The 14,823-nt window shown below is 70.2% G+C and carries 15 protein-coding genes and 1 pseudogene; 12 read left to right on the plus strand and 4 right to left on the minus strand.

All coding sequences use genetic code 11. From position 1 onward, the window contains the following. Positions 1-12: 12 nt before the first annotated feature. Positions 13-1,038 (minus strand): glycosyltransferase family 2 protein, encoded by a 1,026-nt coding sequence (locus tag KUA19_RS22590; protein WP_217398669.1) that lies wholly within the window; start codon positions 1,036-1,038, stop codon positions 13-15. A 48-nt stretch (positions 1,039-1,086) separates the two neighbouring features. Beyond that, positions 1,087-2,775: a glycosyltransferase family protein gene (locus KUA19_RS22595; RefSeq protein ID WP_217398671.1), complete on the minus strand. Its 1,689-nt coding sequence runs from the start codon at positions 2,773-2,775 to the stop codon at positions 1,087-1,089. Between the two features lie 69 nt (positions 2,776-2,844). Here KUA19_RS22595 and dop point away from each other — a divergent pair, with 69 nt between their 5' ends. The 5 genes and pseudogenes from dop to prcA form a co-directional block, all read left to right on the plus strand. Continuing rightward, positions 2,845-4,362: a depupylase/deamidase Dop gene (gene dop / locus KUA19_RS22600; RefSeq protein WP_372451826.1), complete on the plus strand. Its 1,518-nt coding sequence runs from the start codon at positions 2,845-2,847 to the stop codon at positions 4,360-4,362. 60 nt (positions 4,363-4,422) lie between these two features. After that, on the plus strand, positions 4,423-4,635 hold the full coding sequence (locus KUA19_RS22605) for a ubiquitin-like protein Pup (RefSeq protein WP_217398673.1): 213 nt from the start codon (positions 4,423-4,425) through the stop codon (positions 4,633-4,635). A gap of 387 nt (positions 4,636-5,022) precedes the next feature. Further along, entirely contained in the window at positions 5,023-5,313 is a 291-nt protein-coding gene (locus tag KUA19_RS22610) for an endonuclease VII domain-containing protein (protein ID WP_217398675.1), read from the plus strand. Beyond that, the gene (gene prcB, locus KUA19_RS22615; protein ID WP_217398677.1) at positions 5,232-6,074 is read left to right on the plus strand and encodes a proteasome subunit beta; all 843 of its coding nucleotides are present in this window, start codon (positions 5,232-5,234) and stop codon (positions 6,072-6,074) included. The genes KUA19_RS22610 and prcB overlap by 82 nt, the downstream gene beginning before the upstream one ends. A gap of 50 nt (positions 6,075-6,124) precedes the next feature. Then, positions 6,125-6,832, plus strand: a pseudogene (gene prcA, locus KUA19_RS22620) (proteasome subunit alpha); the annotation flags it as partial. 18 nt (positions 6,833-6,850) lie between these two features. On the opposite strand, the gene rfbB reads toward prcA, so the two are convergent. Beyond that, on the minus strand, positions 6,851-7,843 hold the full coding sequence (gene rfbB, locus KUA19_RS22625; RefSeq protein ID WP_217398681.1) for a dTDP-glucose 4,6-dehydratase: 993 nt from the start codon (positions 7,841-7,843) through the stop codon (positions 6,851-6,853). A 214-nt stretch (positions 7,844-8,057) separates the two neighbouring features. On the opposite strand from rfbB, the gene pafA reads away from it, so the two are divergent. Both pafA and KUA19_RS22635 read left to right on the plus strand, forming a co-directional pair. Then, positions 8,058-9,416, plus strand: coding sequence for a Pup--protein ligase (pafA, locus tag KUA19_RS22630; protein WP_217398683.1), 1,359 nt, complete (start codon positions 8,058-8,060; stop codon positions 9,414-9,416). 204 nt (positions 9,417-9,620) lie between these two features. Continuing rightward, entirely contained in the window at positions 9,621-9,833 is a 213-nt protein-coding gene (locus KUA19_RS22635; protein WP_217399303.1) for a hypothetical protein, read from the plus strand. 60 nt (positions 9,834-9,893) lie between these two features. Here the strand turns inward: KUA19_RS22635 and KUA19_RS22640 are convergent, their stop codons facing one another. Beyond that, complete coding sequence (locus KUA19_RS22640; RefSeq protein WP_217398685.1) at positions 9,894-10,973, minus strand: DUF3866 family protein; 1,080 nt, start codon at positions 10,971-10,973, stop codon at positions 9,894-9,896. A gap of 228 nt (positions 10,974-11,201) precedes the next feature. Here KUA19_RS22640 and KUA19_RS22645 point away from each other — a divergent pair, with 228 nt between their 5' ends. The 5 genes from KUA19_RS22645 (at position 11,202) to tatC (ending at position 14,808) form a co-directional block, all read left to right on the plus strand. Continuing rightward, on the plus strand, positions 11,202-12,197 hold the full coding sequence (locus tag KUA19_RS22645) for a helix-turn-helix transcriptional regulator (RefSeq protein ID WP_217398687.1): 996 nt from the start codon (positions 11,202-11,204) through the stop codon (positions 12,195-12,197). Then, positions 12,194-13,141, plus strand: coding sequence for a helix-turn-helix transcriptional regulator (locus KUA19_RS22650; RefSeq protein WP_217398689.1), 948 nt, complete (start codon positions 12,194-12,196; stop codon positions 13,139-13,141). The genes KUA19_RS22645 and KUA19_RS22650 overlap by 4 nt, the downstream gene beginning before the upstream one ends. A 23-nt stretch (positions 13,142-13,164) precedes the next feature. After that, the gene (locus KUA19_RS22655) at positions 13,165-13,422 is read left to right on the plus strand and encodes a hypothetical protein (RefSeq protein ID WP_217398690.1); all 258 of its coding nucleotides are present in this window, start codon (positions 13,165-13,167) and stop codon (positions 13,420-13,422) included. 152 nt (positions 13,423-13,574) lie between these two features. Then, a complete protein-coding gene (gene tatA / locus KUA19_RS22660; protein WP_217398692.1) occupies positions 13,575-13,850 on the plus strand; it encodes a Sec-independent protein translocase subunit TatA in 276 nt (91 codons plus the stop codon). 82 nt (positions 13,851-13,932) lie between these two features. After that, positions 13,933-14,808 carry a twin-arginine translocase subunit TatC gene (gene tatC / locus KUA19_RS22665; RefSeq protein ID WP_254549948.1) on the plus strand — a complete coding sequence of 292 codons (876 nt, stop codon included), beginning with the start codon at positions 13,933-13,935 and terminating at the stop codon, positions 14,806-14,808. Positions 14,809-14,823: the final 15 nt, after the last annotated feature.

Genomic DNA, 14,823 nt, shown 5'->3' on the forward strand with positions numbered 1-14,823 from the left:
GTCAGGGCCGGATCAGTGGGCCGCGATCCCGGTCAGCCGATCGCCGTCGGACTCGTCGGCGGGCTCCGTGGCGTGCGCCGCAGTGTGCTCCTGGGGCGGCACGTGCATCGCCGAGTCGTAGCCGACGATGTACATCGGGCGGCCCTTGACCTCGGCGTACAGTCGCCCGAGGTACTCGCCGAGCAGGCCCAGGCACAGCAGTTGCAGGCCGCCGATGAACAGGACCGCGGTGAACAGCGACGTCCAGCCGCTGACCGTGTCGCCCCGGGAGTGCTGCACGATGCTGTAGATGCCCAGCCCGAGGCAGGCCAGGAAGCTGAGCAGACCCGACCAGGTCGCCAGGCGCAGTGGCGCGGCCGAGAAGTTGGTGACGCTGTCGATCGCCAGCTTGATCATCTTGCTGAGCGGGTATTTGGTGCTGCCCGCCGCGCGCACGTCACGCCGGTAGGTCACCTCGCCGCTGGGGAAGCCCAGCCACGGCACCAGCAGCCGGTACACCGGCTGGTGCTCCGGCATCGACTTCAGCGCGTCCACCGCCGCCCGGCTCAGCAGCCGGAAGTCACCGGCGTTGTGCGGGATCTTCTTGCCGACCAGCCGCCGCATCACCCGGTAGTAGAGCTGGGCGGTGTGCCGCTTGAAGAAGCTGTCGGTCGTGCGGTCGTCGCGTACGCCGTACACGATGTCCAGGCCGTTGGCCCGCGCCAGGTCCAGCATCTCCAGGATCTTCTCCGGCGGGTCCTGCAGGTCGGCGTCGATGCTGGCGACGTACCGCCCACGCGAGCGGTGCAGCCCGGCGGTCAGCGCCGCCTGGTGCCCGCTGTTGCGCCGCAGCCGGACGACGCGCAGGCCCGGCCACAGCCGCGCCGCCTGGATGAGCATGGCTCCGGTCGCGTCGGCGCTGCCGTCGTCGACCGCGACGACCTCGTACGAGATCTCGGCACCGTCCAGCACCGGGCGCAGCCGCTCGATCAGGAGTGGGAGAACCTCCTGCTCGTTGTACATCGGAATCACGACGGAGAGGGTTGGGGGGGTTGCCATGGCGTCCTTCAGTGGGGGTAGCGCGAAGAAGTCGTCAGGGGTGCCTTGTCAGGCGGCCCAGTCCGGTCGGACCTTGACCTGGCACAGCACGTAGCCCTCGACTACTACATCATGGATGACCCGGTAGTCCGGCCAGGTATCGGCCCGAAAATCCCTCATCATCCAGAAAGTGAAGTCAGGTGCCCGGCCGGCCGGGGCCCACTTGAGCTCCGGCGGCAGGTAGTTGTCGGTCAACTGGACCGGCACGAAGCCGTTGCGGAAGGTCGCGGTCGGGGTCGGGGCGTACTGACGCCAGTTGTCGGCCAGCCACACCGCCGCCTCCCGGGAGCAGACGGCCCAGTAGTCGGTCTCGAACCGGCCCTGCGCGCCGCGATACTCGCCCACCACCGGGCTGAAGTACATGTACTCGTACGGGTACAGGCGCGCGCTCGCCGCCACGACCTGCACCTGGCTCGCGACCAGCGCCAGCACCACCAGCGCTAGCACCGGCGTCCGCGCGCCGCCGCCCAGCCGCGCCGCGACCGCCCGCCCCAGCCGCACCAGCGCGTACGCGGCGATCAGGATCAGCGGCGGGATGACGAACAGGAAATGCCGCGGACCGTTGTACATAGTCGCGTGCATCCCGATGATCATCAGCAGCGGAACCAGCGCGGCCCCCACCACCAGGAGCGGACGGAGGTCGCTCGCGCGCCCGCGGATCAGGTCGATCGAGATCAGGCCGATACCCGCCAGCGCGAACAGCACCGTCGGCAGTGGCGAGCCGATCAGCAGCCACACCGGCGCGTACCACGAGGGCAGGTTCATCGCCGGCACCATCTGGCCGTCGAACAGGATCGAGTTCAGCCACGGATACTTCGACATCGATCGGAACGAGTCGAGCAGCCCGAACACCGGATTGAGGATCAGATACGGCCACAGCGCCACCATCGTCGCGTAGGTGGCCACGCCCAGCACCAGACCGCCGCGCAGCTGCTTGAACAGGCTCGCCCGCCAGGTGCCGCCGCGCACCGCCGCGCGCCCGTACCGGACCCACCACGTCGCGGCCATCATCACCAGCAGCCCGCCCCAGACCAGCGCGTTGATCCGGATCGCGGCCGCGGCGCCGATGGACACCCCGACCAGGGCCGTGTCCAGCAGGTACCGGCGCCCCTGCGGCCAGCGTCGCACCAGGCGCAACACCAGCCACAGCGTGAACAGCATCGCCACCGCGAGCGGCATGTCCTTCGAGTTGTTGAAGATCGCGCCCAGGTAGCGGGGATACAGCGTCAACCCGAGCGCCGCGACCAACGCCAGCCACCAGCCGCCGAGCTCCAGGCCGCACAGCGCGATCGCCAGCACGCCGAGCACGCCCGCCAGTGCGGTCACCACCGAGCGCACCTGCCAGGGGTCGGCGTCCACCGTCTTCTTGGCGACCTTCTGCGCCACCGCCACGACCGTCTCGAAGAACGGCCCGTGCTGCGGCATCTGCAGATCGTCGCGGTACTCCAGGAACCTCTTGTCCTGCCCGCCCGAGGTGTACCAGGACAGCGTCCGCTGGCCGTAGTTGTCCTGCAGCGGCTCGTCGTAACTGCGCCCGTGCACACCGGCCTGGGTGAACACGTACCCGAGCAGGACCAGGAAGAGGAGTGCGAGCAGCAGACGGGGCAACCGGTTGCCCGACCACCAGCGTGGCGTACCGGTGACCGGACTCACTCGGCCCTGCTCCTGCTGAGCAGGGCCAGGCAGGATGGTGGTCATACCGACTCCCCCGTGAAGTTAGCAGTACTGCGGCGGCGCCGGGGGCGCCGTGTCGTCTAGGCTCGACCCATGACTGTGCGTCGGATCATGGGTACGGAGGTAGAGTACGGGATCTCCGTGCCAGGGCAACCCGGTGCGAACCCGATGGTCACCTCCTCGCAGGTGGTCAATGCCTACGGCGCCCGCCCCGAACTGGCCCGCGGTGGCCGGGCCAGGTGGGACTACGAGGAGGAGTCGCCGCTGCGCGACGCTCGGGGCTTCAGCTACACCGGCGCCGCCTACGACCCGGCGGAGGCACTGGCCGACGAGGACCTGGGTCTGGCCAACGTGATCCTCACCAACGGCGCCCGGCTATACGTCGACCACGCCCACCCGGAGTACTCCACCCCCGAGGTGACCAACCCGCTGGACATCGTCCGCTGGGACAAGGCCGGGGAGCAGGTCATGGCCGAGGGCGCGCGCCGCGCCGCCACGATCCCCGGCAGCCACCAGATCCACCTCTACAAGAACAACACCGACAACAAGGGCGCCTCGTACGGCGCGCACGAGAACTACCTGATGAAGCGGCAGACCGCGTTCGCCGACATCGTCACGTACCTCACCCCGTTCTTCGTGACCCGGCAGATCTTCTGCGGGGCCGGGCGGGTCGGTATGGGCCAGGACGGCAGCCAGGCCGGGTTCCAGATCAGCCAGCGCGCCGACTTCTTCGAGGTCGAGGTCGGGCTGGAGACCACGCTCAAGCGGCCGATCATCAACACCCGCGACGAGCCGCACGCCGACGCCGACAAGTACCGCCGCCTGCACGTGATCATCGGTGACGCGAACCTGTCCGAGATCTCCACGTACCTCAAGGTCGGCACCACCGCCCTCATCCTGGCGATGATCGAGGACAAGGCGCTCACCACCGACCTGGGCATCGCCGACCCCGTCGCCGAACTGCGCGCGGTCAGCCACGACCCCACCCTGCGCCACACCATGCGCCTGCGCGACGGCCGCCGCCTGACCGCCCTGGAGGTCCAGTGGGCGTTCCTGGAGCGCGCGCGGGCCTACACCGAGGCGCGCACCGGCGCCGACACCGACGCGATGACCCTCGACGTGCTCGACCGGTGGGAGAGCGTGCTGACGCGCCTGGAGCGCGACCCGATGCTGCTCGCCGACGAGCTGGACTGGGTGGCCAAGCTCCGGCTGCTGGAGGGCTACCGGGAGCGCGAGAACCTGGGCTGGGCCTCGTCCAAGCTCCAGCTGGTGGATCTGCAGTACTCCGACGTGCGCCCGGAGAAGGGCCTCTACCACCGGCTGGTGGCTCGTGGGGCGATGAAGACGCTGCTGGACCCGGAGTCGACCCGGCTCGCGATGACCGAGCCGCCGGAGGACACCCGGGCCTACTTCCGCGGCCGCTGCCTGGGCAAATACGCGTCCGAAGTGGTCGCGGCGAGCTGGGACTCGGTGATCTTCGATGTGGGCCGGGAGGCGCTGGTGCGCGTGCCCATGATGGAGCCCGAGCGCGGGACCAAGAAGCACGTCGGCGCGCTGTTCGACCGTTGCCCCAGCGCCAAGGACCTCCTGGAAGTGATCACCGCGGGGTGATCGCTTTCGTCGGCGGCGCGCGCTAGGTTTAAGGCCCACGAAAGGCTTCAGGAGGCGAAGATGGCCACGCAGGACGGTGGACAGTCACAGTCGGGTCGCTCGCGTGACGAGCAGCAGGCCGAGTCGGTCGCGCCCGAGGTCAACCCCGAGGTCGCCGAGCGCGTTGAGAAGATCGGCGAGGACGTCGACGACCTCCTCGACGAGATCGACGCCGTCCTCGAGGAAAACGCCGAGGAATTTGTGAGGGGCTACGTGCAAAAAGGGGGGGAATAGTCCTAGTATGTCCGATTTTGTCCCCGCTGGATGGAAGACATGTTCGGACTGTGACCGCCTACTCCCGCTTACTGACTTCCACAGCAACAAAAGCCGTGAAGACGGGCGGGCCTTCTACCGCAAGCAGTGCGCCCGCACGCGGATGGAGGTCAGCCGTAGGAAGCGCGGAATAGCACCTGCCAAGAAGCCGGATGTACCTGTGCCGGACGGCATGAAATGGTGTCCGGACTGCAAGCAGATCAAGTCGGCTGAGGCTTTTCCCCATCGAAATCGAAGCGCACGGGACTTCACAGCTACTGCCTGCCATGCCACAACATCCGATCGGCGGATTCGAAGGTCAAGCACCACGGCAGCACCCGCGAGTACCACCTGCGGCGCCGCTACAACATGGGACAGGCGGAGTTCGACGCGATGTTGGCGGCGCAGGGTGGGGTGTGTGCGATCTGCGGCGCACCGGCACCCGAGCATGTGGACCATGACCATCTGTTCGGTAACGTACGTGGCATCCTTTGCTTCAACTGCAACGGCGGCCTTGGACAGTTCAAGGACGACCGAGCGAACCTACGCAAGGCGATCGACTACCTGGAGGAGACCTCGTGGCAGCGGGTATTGGTTCACCCGGGCGTCTACCGGCTAGTTTCACCACGCCGGGAACGTCGTCTTTCACCGAGTTCCTGACGCAGGTGGCGCCGGAGCTGCTGCCCGGCCGCCGCCCGCTGCCCGCCGGGATCAGCGCGGACGTGGCCCCCCACGCCACCACCATCATCGCGATCGCCGGCACCGACGGTGTGGTGATGGCCGGCGACCGCCGCGCGACCATGGGCAACCTCATCGCGAGCCGCGACATCGAGAAGGTGCACCCCGCCGACCCGTACTCGCTGATCGGCATCGCGGGCACCGCGGGCGTCGGCATCGAGCTGATGCGGCTGTTCCAGGTGGAGCTGCAGCACTACGAGAAGATCGAGGGCGCGATGCTCTCGCTCGACGGCAAGGCCAACCGGCTGGCCACGATGATCCGGCAGAACCTGGGCGCGGCCATGCAGGGCCTGGCCGTGATCCCGCTGTTCGCCGGGTTCGACCTGGACGCCAAGGTCCCGGGCAAGGCGGGCCGGATCTTCAGCTTCGACATCGCGGGCGGGCTATACGAGGAGCACGCCGGCTACGACGCCATCGGCTCGGGTTCGCTGTTCGCGAAGTCGGCGCTGAAGAAGCGGTTCAAGTCGGGGCTGACCGTCGCGCAGGCGGCGCCGCTGGCGGTGGAGGCCCTGTTCGACGCCGCTGACGACGACACGGCGACCGGTGGTCCCGACGTCATCCGCAAGATCTTCCCCGTGGTCATGACCGCGACGGCCGAGGGCACGGCGCGGTTGACCGACGAGGAGACCGCGGCGATGGCCGAGGCCGTCATCGCGGCACGCACCGAGAACCCGGTCGGCTGACCGTCGCACCCGAGTAGTCCATCGGCCGTTCGCAGAAGGAGACAACCGCTGTGGCCATGCAGTTCTACGCCTCGCCTGAGCAGATCATGCGGGACCGCTCGGAGTACGCCCGCAAGGGCATCGCGCGCGGTCGCAGCGTCGTGGTGCTGACGTACGCGGGCGGGGTGCTGTTCGTGGCGGAGAACCTCTCCACCACGCTGCACAAGGTGAGCGAGATCTACGACCGGATCGGCTTCGCGGCCGTGGGCCGGTACAACGAGTTCGAGAACCTGCGGGCGGCCGGGGTTCGCATGGCCGACCTGCGCGGCTACTCCTACGACCGCCGCGACGTGACCGGCCGGGCCCTGGCCAGCGCGTACGCGCAGACCCTCGGTTCGATCTTCTCCGAGCAGGGCAAGCCGTACGAGGTGGAGATCTGCGTGGCCGAGGTCGGCTCGGCCCCGGAGCACGACGAGCTGTACCGGCTGACCTATGACGGCTCGGTGCAGGACGAGCCGGGGTTCATGGCGATGGGCGGGCAGGCCGAGGCGATCGGCAACCTGCTGCGCGCCGAGCACAGCGAGGCGCACACCCTCGGTGAGGCGCTCAAGCTCGCGGTGAAGGCGCTGGCCAGCGTCGGTGGCGAGGGCGGCGCGGCGCGCCAGCTGGCGGCCGAGCAGCTGGAGGTGGCGGTGCTGGAGCGGGCCCGGCCGGGTCGCAAGTTCCGGCGGGTGACCGGGGCGGCGCTCACGCCGCTGCTGGCCCCGGCGGCCGCCTCCTGAGCCGGTCCGAACGCGTTACCCGGCGGCGCTGCCCGAGGGCAGCGCCGCCGCCGGCTTGAGGGGCTCCCCCCACCGGCGGTGGTCGCGGTACCAGGCGACGGTGCCGGCCAGCCCCGTGGTGAAGTCGACGCTGGGGGCGTACCCGAGCTCCTCGCGGATCTTGGTGTCGTCCAGCGCGTACCGGCGGTCGTGGCCCTTGCGGTCGGCGACGGTGCGGACCAGCTCCCAGTCGCGCCCGGTGGCGGCGAGCAGCCGCCCCGCGAGCTCGCGGTTGGTGAGCTCGGCGGTGCCGCCGACGTGGTAGACCTCGCCGGGCCGTCCCCGGCGCAGCACCAGGTCGACGGCGGTGCAGTGGTCGTCGACGTGCAGCCACTCGCGCACCTGCGTGCCATCGCCGTACAGCGGCACGGGCAGGCCGTCGAGCAGGTTGGTGGTGAACAGCGGGATGATCTTCTCGGGGAACTGGAAGGGGCCGTAGTTGTTGGCGCAGCGGGTCACCACCACGTCCAGTCCGTGGGTGGCGTGGTAGGCCAGCGCGAGCAGGTCGCTGCCGGCCTTGGCGGCGGAGTACGGCGAGCGCGGGGCCAGCGGCTGGTCCTCGCGCCAGGCGCCGTGCTCGATGCTGCCGTAGACCTCGTCGGTGGAGACGTGCGCGAACCGGCCCACGCCGTGGCGCAGCGCGGCGTCCAGCAGCACCTGGGTGCCGAGCACGTTGGTGTGCACGAACCCGGCGGCGGTGCGCACCGAGCGGTCGACGTGGGTCTCGGCGGCGAAGTGCACGATCGCGTCGTGGCCGGGGACGAGTTGGTCGACCAGGTCGGCGTCGCAGATGTCGCCTTCGACGAAGGTGAGCCGGGGGCTGTCGGCGACGGCGGCCAGGTTGTCGCGGTTGCCGCAGTAGGTGAGCTTGTCCAGCACGGTGACGGCGTCGCCGCGGTCGTCGGCGAGCAGGGTGCGGGCGTAGTGGGAGCCGATGAACCCGGCGCCGCCGGTGACCAGAATTTTCATGACAACGGAAGTTTATGTCACGTTCCGTGGTGCGGGACGCCCGCGGCGTGCCGCCTGCGGACATCGACGCTGGCAGGTAGCCTAGACCTGATTACCGTGGGTTACTGAGTGGTGCCTTACCGGAGCGCCGGGGTGGGTTGTGTCGGGATTACACGCCAGACCTCGCGGCGCGCGCAACAGTGACCTTGGGCGTTCGGGCGGCTAGTGTCTTTGTATGGACCGACGAATCTTCGGGCTAGAGACCGAGTACGGTGTCACCTGCACCTATCGGGGCCAGCGACGGCTGTCCCCGGACGAGGTGGCGCGCTACCTGTTCCGTCGGGTCGTCTCATGGGGACGGTCGAGCAACGTCTTCCTCCGCAACGGCGCCCGCCTCTACCTCGACGTCGGTTCCCATCCGGAGTACGCCACACCCGAGTGTGACTCGGTGGTGGATCTGGTCGCGCACGACCGGGCGGGGGAGCGGATTCTCGAGGGTCTGCTCGTCGATGCCGAGAAGCGACTGCACGACGAGGGCATCGCGGGCGAGATCTACCTGTTCAAGAACAACACCGACTCGGCCGGCAACTCCTACGGCTGCCACGAGAACTACCTGGTCTCCCGGCACGGCGAGTTCGGCCGCCTGGCCGACGTGCTGATCCCGTTCCTGGTGACCCGGCAGCTGATCTGCGGGGCGGGCAAGGTGCTGCAGACTCCGCGCGGGGCGGTGTACTGCCTGTCGCAGCGGGCCGAGCACATCTGGGAGGGCGTCTCCTCGGCGACCACCCGCTCGCGGCCGATCATCAACACCCGCGACGAGCCGCACGCCGACGCCGAGCGCTACCGGCGCCTGCACGTGATCGTCGGCGACTCGAACATGAACGAGGTGACGACGCTGCTCAAGGTGGGCAGCGCGGACCTGGTGCTGCGGATGATCGAGACCGGGGTGGCCATGCCGGACCTGGCGCTGGAGAACCCGATCCGGGCCATCCGCGAGGTCTCGCACGACATCACCGGCCGCCGCAAGGTGCGCCTGGCCAGCGGCAAGGAGGCCAGCGCGCTGGAGATCCAGCGGATCTACCACGAGAAGGCGGTCGAGTTCGTGGCCCGCCGGGCGGGCGACCCGGCGGCGCAGCGCGTGGTCGACCTGTGGGGGCGGGTGCTGCAGGCGGTGGAGACCGGCGACCTGGCCGGGGTGGGCCGGGAGATCGACTGGGTGACGAAGCTGCGGCTGATCGAGGCGTACCAGCGCAAGCACGACCTGCCGCTGTCCAGCCCGCGGGTGGCGCAGATGGACCTGGCGTACCACGACCTGCGTCGCGGCCGGGGTCTCTACCCGCTGCTGGAGAAGCGCGGCAAGGTCGACCGGGTGGTCACCGACCTGCGTACGTTCGAGGCCAAGGAGACGCCGCCGCAGACGACCCGGGCCCGGCTGCGCGGGGAGTTCATCAAGCACGCGCAGGAGAAGCGGCGCGACTTCACCGTCGACTGGGTGCATCTCAAGCTGAACGACCAGGCGCAGCGCACCGTGCTGTGCAAGGACCCGTTCCGAGCGCACGACGAGCGGGTGGAGCGCCTCATCGCCAGCATGTGACCGCCGCCGCGCGACCGCCTCGCGGCGGGCGCTCGCCGGACCGGCTTTTTCATCGACGCTGGCCTATCCAGTGGGCGGATTTCGCCCACCCGTCCACTGGATAGGCCAGCGTCAATGCGGGGTGTGGCCGTCGGGGGGCGTCCGCTTCCGGCCGGGCGGTCGAGGTCCGGACCGCGGGGGGCGGGAGCTACGCTCGGAGGCATCATGAGTGAGTCGAATGATCGCCAACCCCACCCCGGCATGCCTGAGCGGAACGCCGATGACGTGAAGCTCAGCTGGGGCGAGCGCCGCCGCAACAAGATCTACGAGGAGATCGAGCGCAACCGGCGCGGTGAGTACACCGTGCCCACCTGGGTGCTGGCGGCGCTGCTCGGCCTCGCCGTGGCCGCCATCGCGGCGATCGTCATCTTCACCTGATCCTGATCCTGATCCCCGGCCCGCGATCCTGATCCCCGACCCGAGCGCGGCGCGATCAGGTCAGGTCAGGGCGGCGGCGTGGCGACCGGCGGCGGCGCAGGTGAGGAAGTACGCGTAGTCGCCGTCGAGGCCGCGGCCCATGGTCGACAGCTTCACCGGCACCGACCGCAGCGCCTCGTCCAGCCCGTCCCCGGCCACGGTGACGACGCGGTGCCGCGCGGTCAGCGGCGCGAGGTCGGCGTCGACCCGTTCGCGCAGCTCGGCGGTGAGGTTGTCGGGCAGCACCAGGTCGGCGGGGGCCAGCGCGACGCGGCCGTACGCGGTGAGGCTGTGGTGCGACACCCCCTGGTGCCGATCGCGGGCGTCGGCGTCGGAGACGCGCAGCGCCCCGACGGGACGGCCACCCAGCACCGCGGCGGCGTTGACGGCCTCGCCGACGGCGGTGCCGGAGAACCCCCAGACGGTGCCGGTGCCGAGGTTGCCCGGCCCCTGGCTGACGATCGCGATGTCGGCGCGTAGGGCGTGCCGGGCGGCGAGCAGTCCACCGTGGATGTTGACGGCCTCCAGGTCGCCGCCCCAGGCCTGGCCGGTGGTGACGGTTCCGGCGAGGCTGTCGTGCAGCGCGTCGAGGGTGCGGGAGAAACCGGCGGCCAGGGCGCCACCGTCGGTGAGCACGTACGCGACGCGGGCGTGCGGGGCGTCGGCGCGGATGCCCGCCAGGATCGCGGGCAGGGCCGAGTGCAGGTCTGCGGTGATCACCGGCATGCCGTCGAGGCTGTCCGCGGCGGCCAGGGCGGCCCGGTGCGGGGAACCCTCCTCGTCGGCGGCGAGCCGGATCGTCTGCAGCGGGCTGTAGCGGGCCTTGACGATGTGGCCGAGCGGCGGGGTGTCCTCGGGCAGCCGGTCGGGCACGGCCACCACCAGGGCGTAGCCGCCGGTGCCCAGGCCCAGTGCGAGTGCGTTGGTGTTGAGCAGCACCTCGTCGCCGGGCTGCGGGGTGCCGACGAGGTCGGGGTAGGCCAGCGCCCGGACCGTCGCCGGGTCGTCGGTGCTGCGGGCCGTCAGCGTGACGGTGAGCTCCACCGCCCCGCGCCAGCCGCGTACGACCTGCTGCACCGTGCCCCTGCGCCACCGAATCACACGGCGACCCTATCGGGGCGGGCGGTGGCGGCGCGGTAGGCGGGTGCGGTTCGGGAGGTCACCCGGGTGGGTAAGAAACATCGTCCGATTTGTCAAGCATTGCGGTGCTTGGCGGTCGCGATACCCATGGCGGCCAGGCACATCGCGGCGACGGGGGCCGATCGGTCCCCGCATCCGGCACGGCTGCCGGTTAACGCTGGAAGCCTTGGCGCTGCTAGCGTGGCGGGCGTGTCGCGCAGTCGAACCGAACGCCTGGTCAACCTCGTGATCTGCCTGCTGTCCACGCGCCGCTTCCTGACCGCGGCGCAGATCGCCGCGACCGTGCCCGGCTACGAGCACAACGCTGACGACGCCCGTGAGCACGAGGCGTTCCAGCGTAAGTTCGAGCGGGACAAGGCGGAGCTGCGCGCCCTGGGCGTGCCGTTGGAGACCGGCACCGCCAGTGTCTTCGACACCGAACCCGGCTACCGCATCGCGCACCGCGACTATGCGCTGCCGGCGATCCCGCTCACCCCGGACGAGGCCGCCGCCGTCGGCGTGGCCGCCCGCCTGTGGCGGCACGCGGGCCTGGCCGCCGCGGCCACCTCCGGCCTGGCCAAGCTGCGCGCGGGCGGCGTCGACGTCGACCCGCACGCGACGCTGGGCGTGGAGCCGGTGGTGGCGGTCGACGCCGCGTTCGAGCCGCTGACCGCCGCGGCCCGCGCCCGCCGCGAGGTCACCTTCCCCTACCGGGTGCCCGAGGACGACGCGCCCACCACCCGCCACCTGCAGCCGTGGGGCGTGGTGTGCTGGCGCGGCCGGTGGTATGTGGTGGGTCACGACACCGACCGCGACGCCCCGCGCTGCTTCCGGTTGTCCCGCATCGTCGGTTCGGTACGTGGCGTCGGCGAGGAGCAGGCGTTCACGCCGCCCGCCGACCTCGACCTGATCAGCTACGTCGCGCGCTGGTCCGGGCCGGTGGAGCGCAACCGCACCACCAGGGTGCTGGTCGCGCCCGGCCGGGCCGCCGGAGTGCGCCGCTGGGCCGCCAACTGCACCCCGACGCCCGAGGGCGACGTGCTGGAGCTGCGCTACGCCGACGCGGACGGCTTCGCCGCCTGGCTGGTCGGCTACGGCGCGGACGTGAAGGTGCTGGAGCCCGCCGAGGTGCGCGAGGCGACCATCGCGCGGCTGCGCGAGATCGCGGGCGTGGCCGCGCCGCAGCTGGCGGAGGCGATCCGATGACCAGCCCAAAGACGTCGGCCGACCGGCTGGCCCGGCTGCTGAACCTGGTGCCGTACCTGCTGGCACGGCCCGGGATCGAGCTCACCGAGGCCGCCGCGGATCTCGGCGTGTCCGAGAAGCAGCTTCGTGAGGATCTGGAACTGCTGTGGGTCTGCGGGCTGCCCGGCTACGGCCCCGGCGACCTGATCGACATGTCCTTCGATGGCGACCGGGTCACCATCACCTACGACGCGGGCATCGACCGGCCGCTGCGGCTCACCCCGGACGAGGCGACCGCGCTGGTGGTGGCGCTGCGGATGCTCGCCGAGACGCCCGGTGTGGCCGACCGCGACGCCATCAACCGCGCACTGGCCAAGATCGAGCAGGCGGCGGGGGAGCACGACGCCCCGGTCGCCGTGCGGCTGCCCGGCAACGACGACCGGCTCGCCGAGCTGCGCTCCGCTGTCGAGCGGGGCCGCGCGCTGCGGCTCAGTTACTACTCGGCGGCGCGTGACGTCTCCAGCGAGCGCGTGGTCGACCCGATGCGGCTGCTGTCGGTGTCGGGGCGGACATACCTGGAGGCGTGGTGCCGGATGGCCGAGGGCGTGCGCCTGTTCCGGGCCGACCGCATCGACGCGCTGGCCGAGCTCGACGAGGCCGCCGCGCCGCCGCCGCAGGCCCAGACCAGCGACGTCGGTGACGGGGTGTTCCAGCCGGACCCGGACGCGCCCACGGTGACGCTGCGGGTCGGCCGCGGCGGTCGGTGGATCACCGAGTACTACCCGTGCGAGACGGTGGTGGAGGTGTCCGCCGAGGAGTGGCTGGTCTCGCTGCGGGTCAACGACCTGGACTGGGCGCGCCGCCTGGTGCTCGGTCTGGGGCCGCAGGTCGAGGTGGTGGCCCCGGCGAGCCTGGCCGACGCGGTACGCGACAGCGCCGCGCAGGCGCTCGCCGCGTACGCGTAGGCGTTTGGCGATAGGCTCCTGCTGTGGTGGCGTGGATCGTGGTGGTCGTGGTGCTGCTGAGCCTGCTGGGGCTGGCCCTGGTGGTGCGCGTGCTGCTGTGGCGGCTGGCCGGGCTCAAGGAGGCCCAGGCCGAGTTGCAGGCGGTGGCCACGCGGGCCCAGCAACTGGCCGAGGTGGCCCAGGGCCTGTCCGCGCACGCCGACTCGCTGCGCGTCCGCGCCGAGCTGGCGCAGGAGCGGCTGGCGGCGATCAAGACAGTGAAGTTGAAACCGGGCAGCTGAGACGGCACACAGCTGTCACTGCAGAAACATGCAGCACCTGCCGTCGCGCGTTGACGCTGCTGAGAGTGGTGCTCGACACTTCACGTGCAGGCAGGTCGCTTCGGGCCGAGTACGATTGGTCCGGATCACCCCGACTTACTTTTGGAGTACCCATGTTCAGCGGCGCGCTCAAGGGCTGGCACATCCTCCTCGTGGTGGCAGTTCTGGTCCTTCTGTTCGGCTCGAAGAAGCTGCCCGACGCGGCCCGTTCGCTCGGCCGCTCGATGCGGATCCTCAAGGCCGAGACGAAGGCGCTGACCGAGGAAGGCAAGGACGGCAAGGACGCGACGGCCGAGAAGGCCGACGCGCAGGTCACCACCCAGCAGCCGCTGGCCGACGGCAAGCCTTCGGCAGCGCCGATCGTGGACCCGGTCCAGCGCCAGAACTGATCCCCACCCCCGGGCGGAAGACGTGAAGAACCCCCTGGCACGTCGCGGGCCGTCCCAGCGTGAACGCGCTGCGGACGGCTCGATGACTCTCATCGAGCACGTCCGCGAGTTGCGCAACCGGCTGTTCAAGGCCTGCCTGGGCATCGTCGTGGGCCTGGCGGTCGGCATCTACTTCGCCGAGCCGATCCAGAACTTCATCAACGCTCCGTACTGCGACTTCAAGCTGGAGCACGCGGGTCCGGGGGCGCTGTGTCAGTTCAACTCGACCTCCCCGGTCGATCCGTTCCTGCTCCAGCTCAAGATCGGGCTGTACGCGGGCCTGATCCTCGCGGCGCCGATCTGGCTGTACCAGCTGTGGGCCTTCGTGGCCCCGGGTCTGCACAAGCACGAGCGCAAGTACACGTACATGTTCACGGCGATCGCCGTGCCGCTGTTCGCGGCGGGCGCCTTCCTGGCGTTCTTCGTGGTGAGCAAGACGCTGGAGTTCTTCCTCAAGCTGTCGCCGAACTACGAGGTCAACGTCGATCTGACCGGCTACTTCGACTTCGTCACCGGCGTCATGATGCTGTTCGGTTTCGGGTTCGAGTTCCCGCTCGTGCTGCTCATGCTCAACGTGGCGGGGGTGCTCACCGGCAAGCGGATGCTCGGCTGGTGGCGCGTGGCGATCTTCCTGATGTTCCTGTTCGCCGCGATCGTCACGCCGACGCCCGACCCGTTCGGCATGACCGCGCTGGCCGGGGCCATGGCGGTCCTGTACTTCATCGTCGTGGGCATCTCGCTGCTCAACGACAAGCGGCGTCAGCGTGGCCGGGCCAAGTACCTCGACACCGCCGATGACGAGACGTCTTCACTTGACGACTACGACACCGATAGCATCACCCCCGGCGAGCGGATCGACGCCGTCGCGCCGGTGACGTCCGCGGAGTCGCTGGAGCGCCGCTACGACGACATGACCTGACCGGTCATCCCCCCG

Source organism: Catellatospora tritici, from assembly GCF_019083965.1.
GTDB lineage: Bacteria > Actinomycetota > Actinomycetes > Mycobacteriales > Micromonosporaceae > Catellatospora > Catellatospora tritici.

Coding starts and splice junctions, on each gene's coding strand:
- KUA19_RS22605 (WP_217398673.1), top strand. CDS start 4,423: ATGGCCACGCAGGACGGTGGACAGTCACAGTCGGGTCGCTCGCGTGAC.
- tatC (WP_254549948.1), top strand. CDS start 13,933: ATGACTCTCATCGAGCACGTCCGCGAGTTGCGCAACCGGCTGTTCAAG.
- tatA (WP_217398692.1), top strand. CDS start 13,575: ATGTTCAGCGGCGCGCTCAAGGGCTGGCACATCCTCCTCGTGGTGGCA.
- KUA19_RS22595 (WP_217398671.1), bottom strand. CDS start 2,775: ATGACCACCATCCTGCCTGGCCCTGCTCAGCAGGAGCAGGGCCGAGTG.
- pafA (WP_217398683.1), top strand. CDS start 8,058: ATGGACCGACGAATCTTCGGGCTAGAGACCGAGTACGGTGTCACCTGC.
- KUA19_RS22590 (WP_217398669.1), bottom strand. CDS start 1,038: ATGGCAACCCCCCCAACCCTCTCCGTCGTGATTCCGATGTACAACGAG.
- KUA19_RS22635 (WP_217399303.1), top strand. CDS start 9,621: ATGAGTGAGTCGAATGATCGCCAACCCCACCCCGGCATGCCTGAGCGG.
- rfbB (WP_217398681.1), bottom strand. CDS start 7,843: ATGAAAATTCTGGTCACCGGCGGCGCCGGGTTCATCGGCTCCCACTAC.
- dop (WP_372451826.1), top strand. CDS start 2,845: ATGACTGTGCGTCGGATCATGGGTACGGAGGTAGAGTACGGGATCTCC.
- KUA19_RS22610 (WP_217398675.1), top strand. CDS start 5,023: ATGGGACAGGCGGAGTTCGACGCGATGTTGGCGGCGCAGGGTGGGGTG.
- KUA19_RS22650 (WP_217398689.1), top strand. CDS start 12,194: ATGACCAGCCCAAAGACGTCGGCCGACCGGCTGGCCCGGCTGCTGAAC.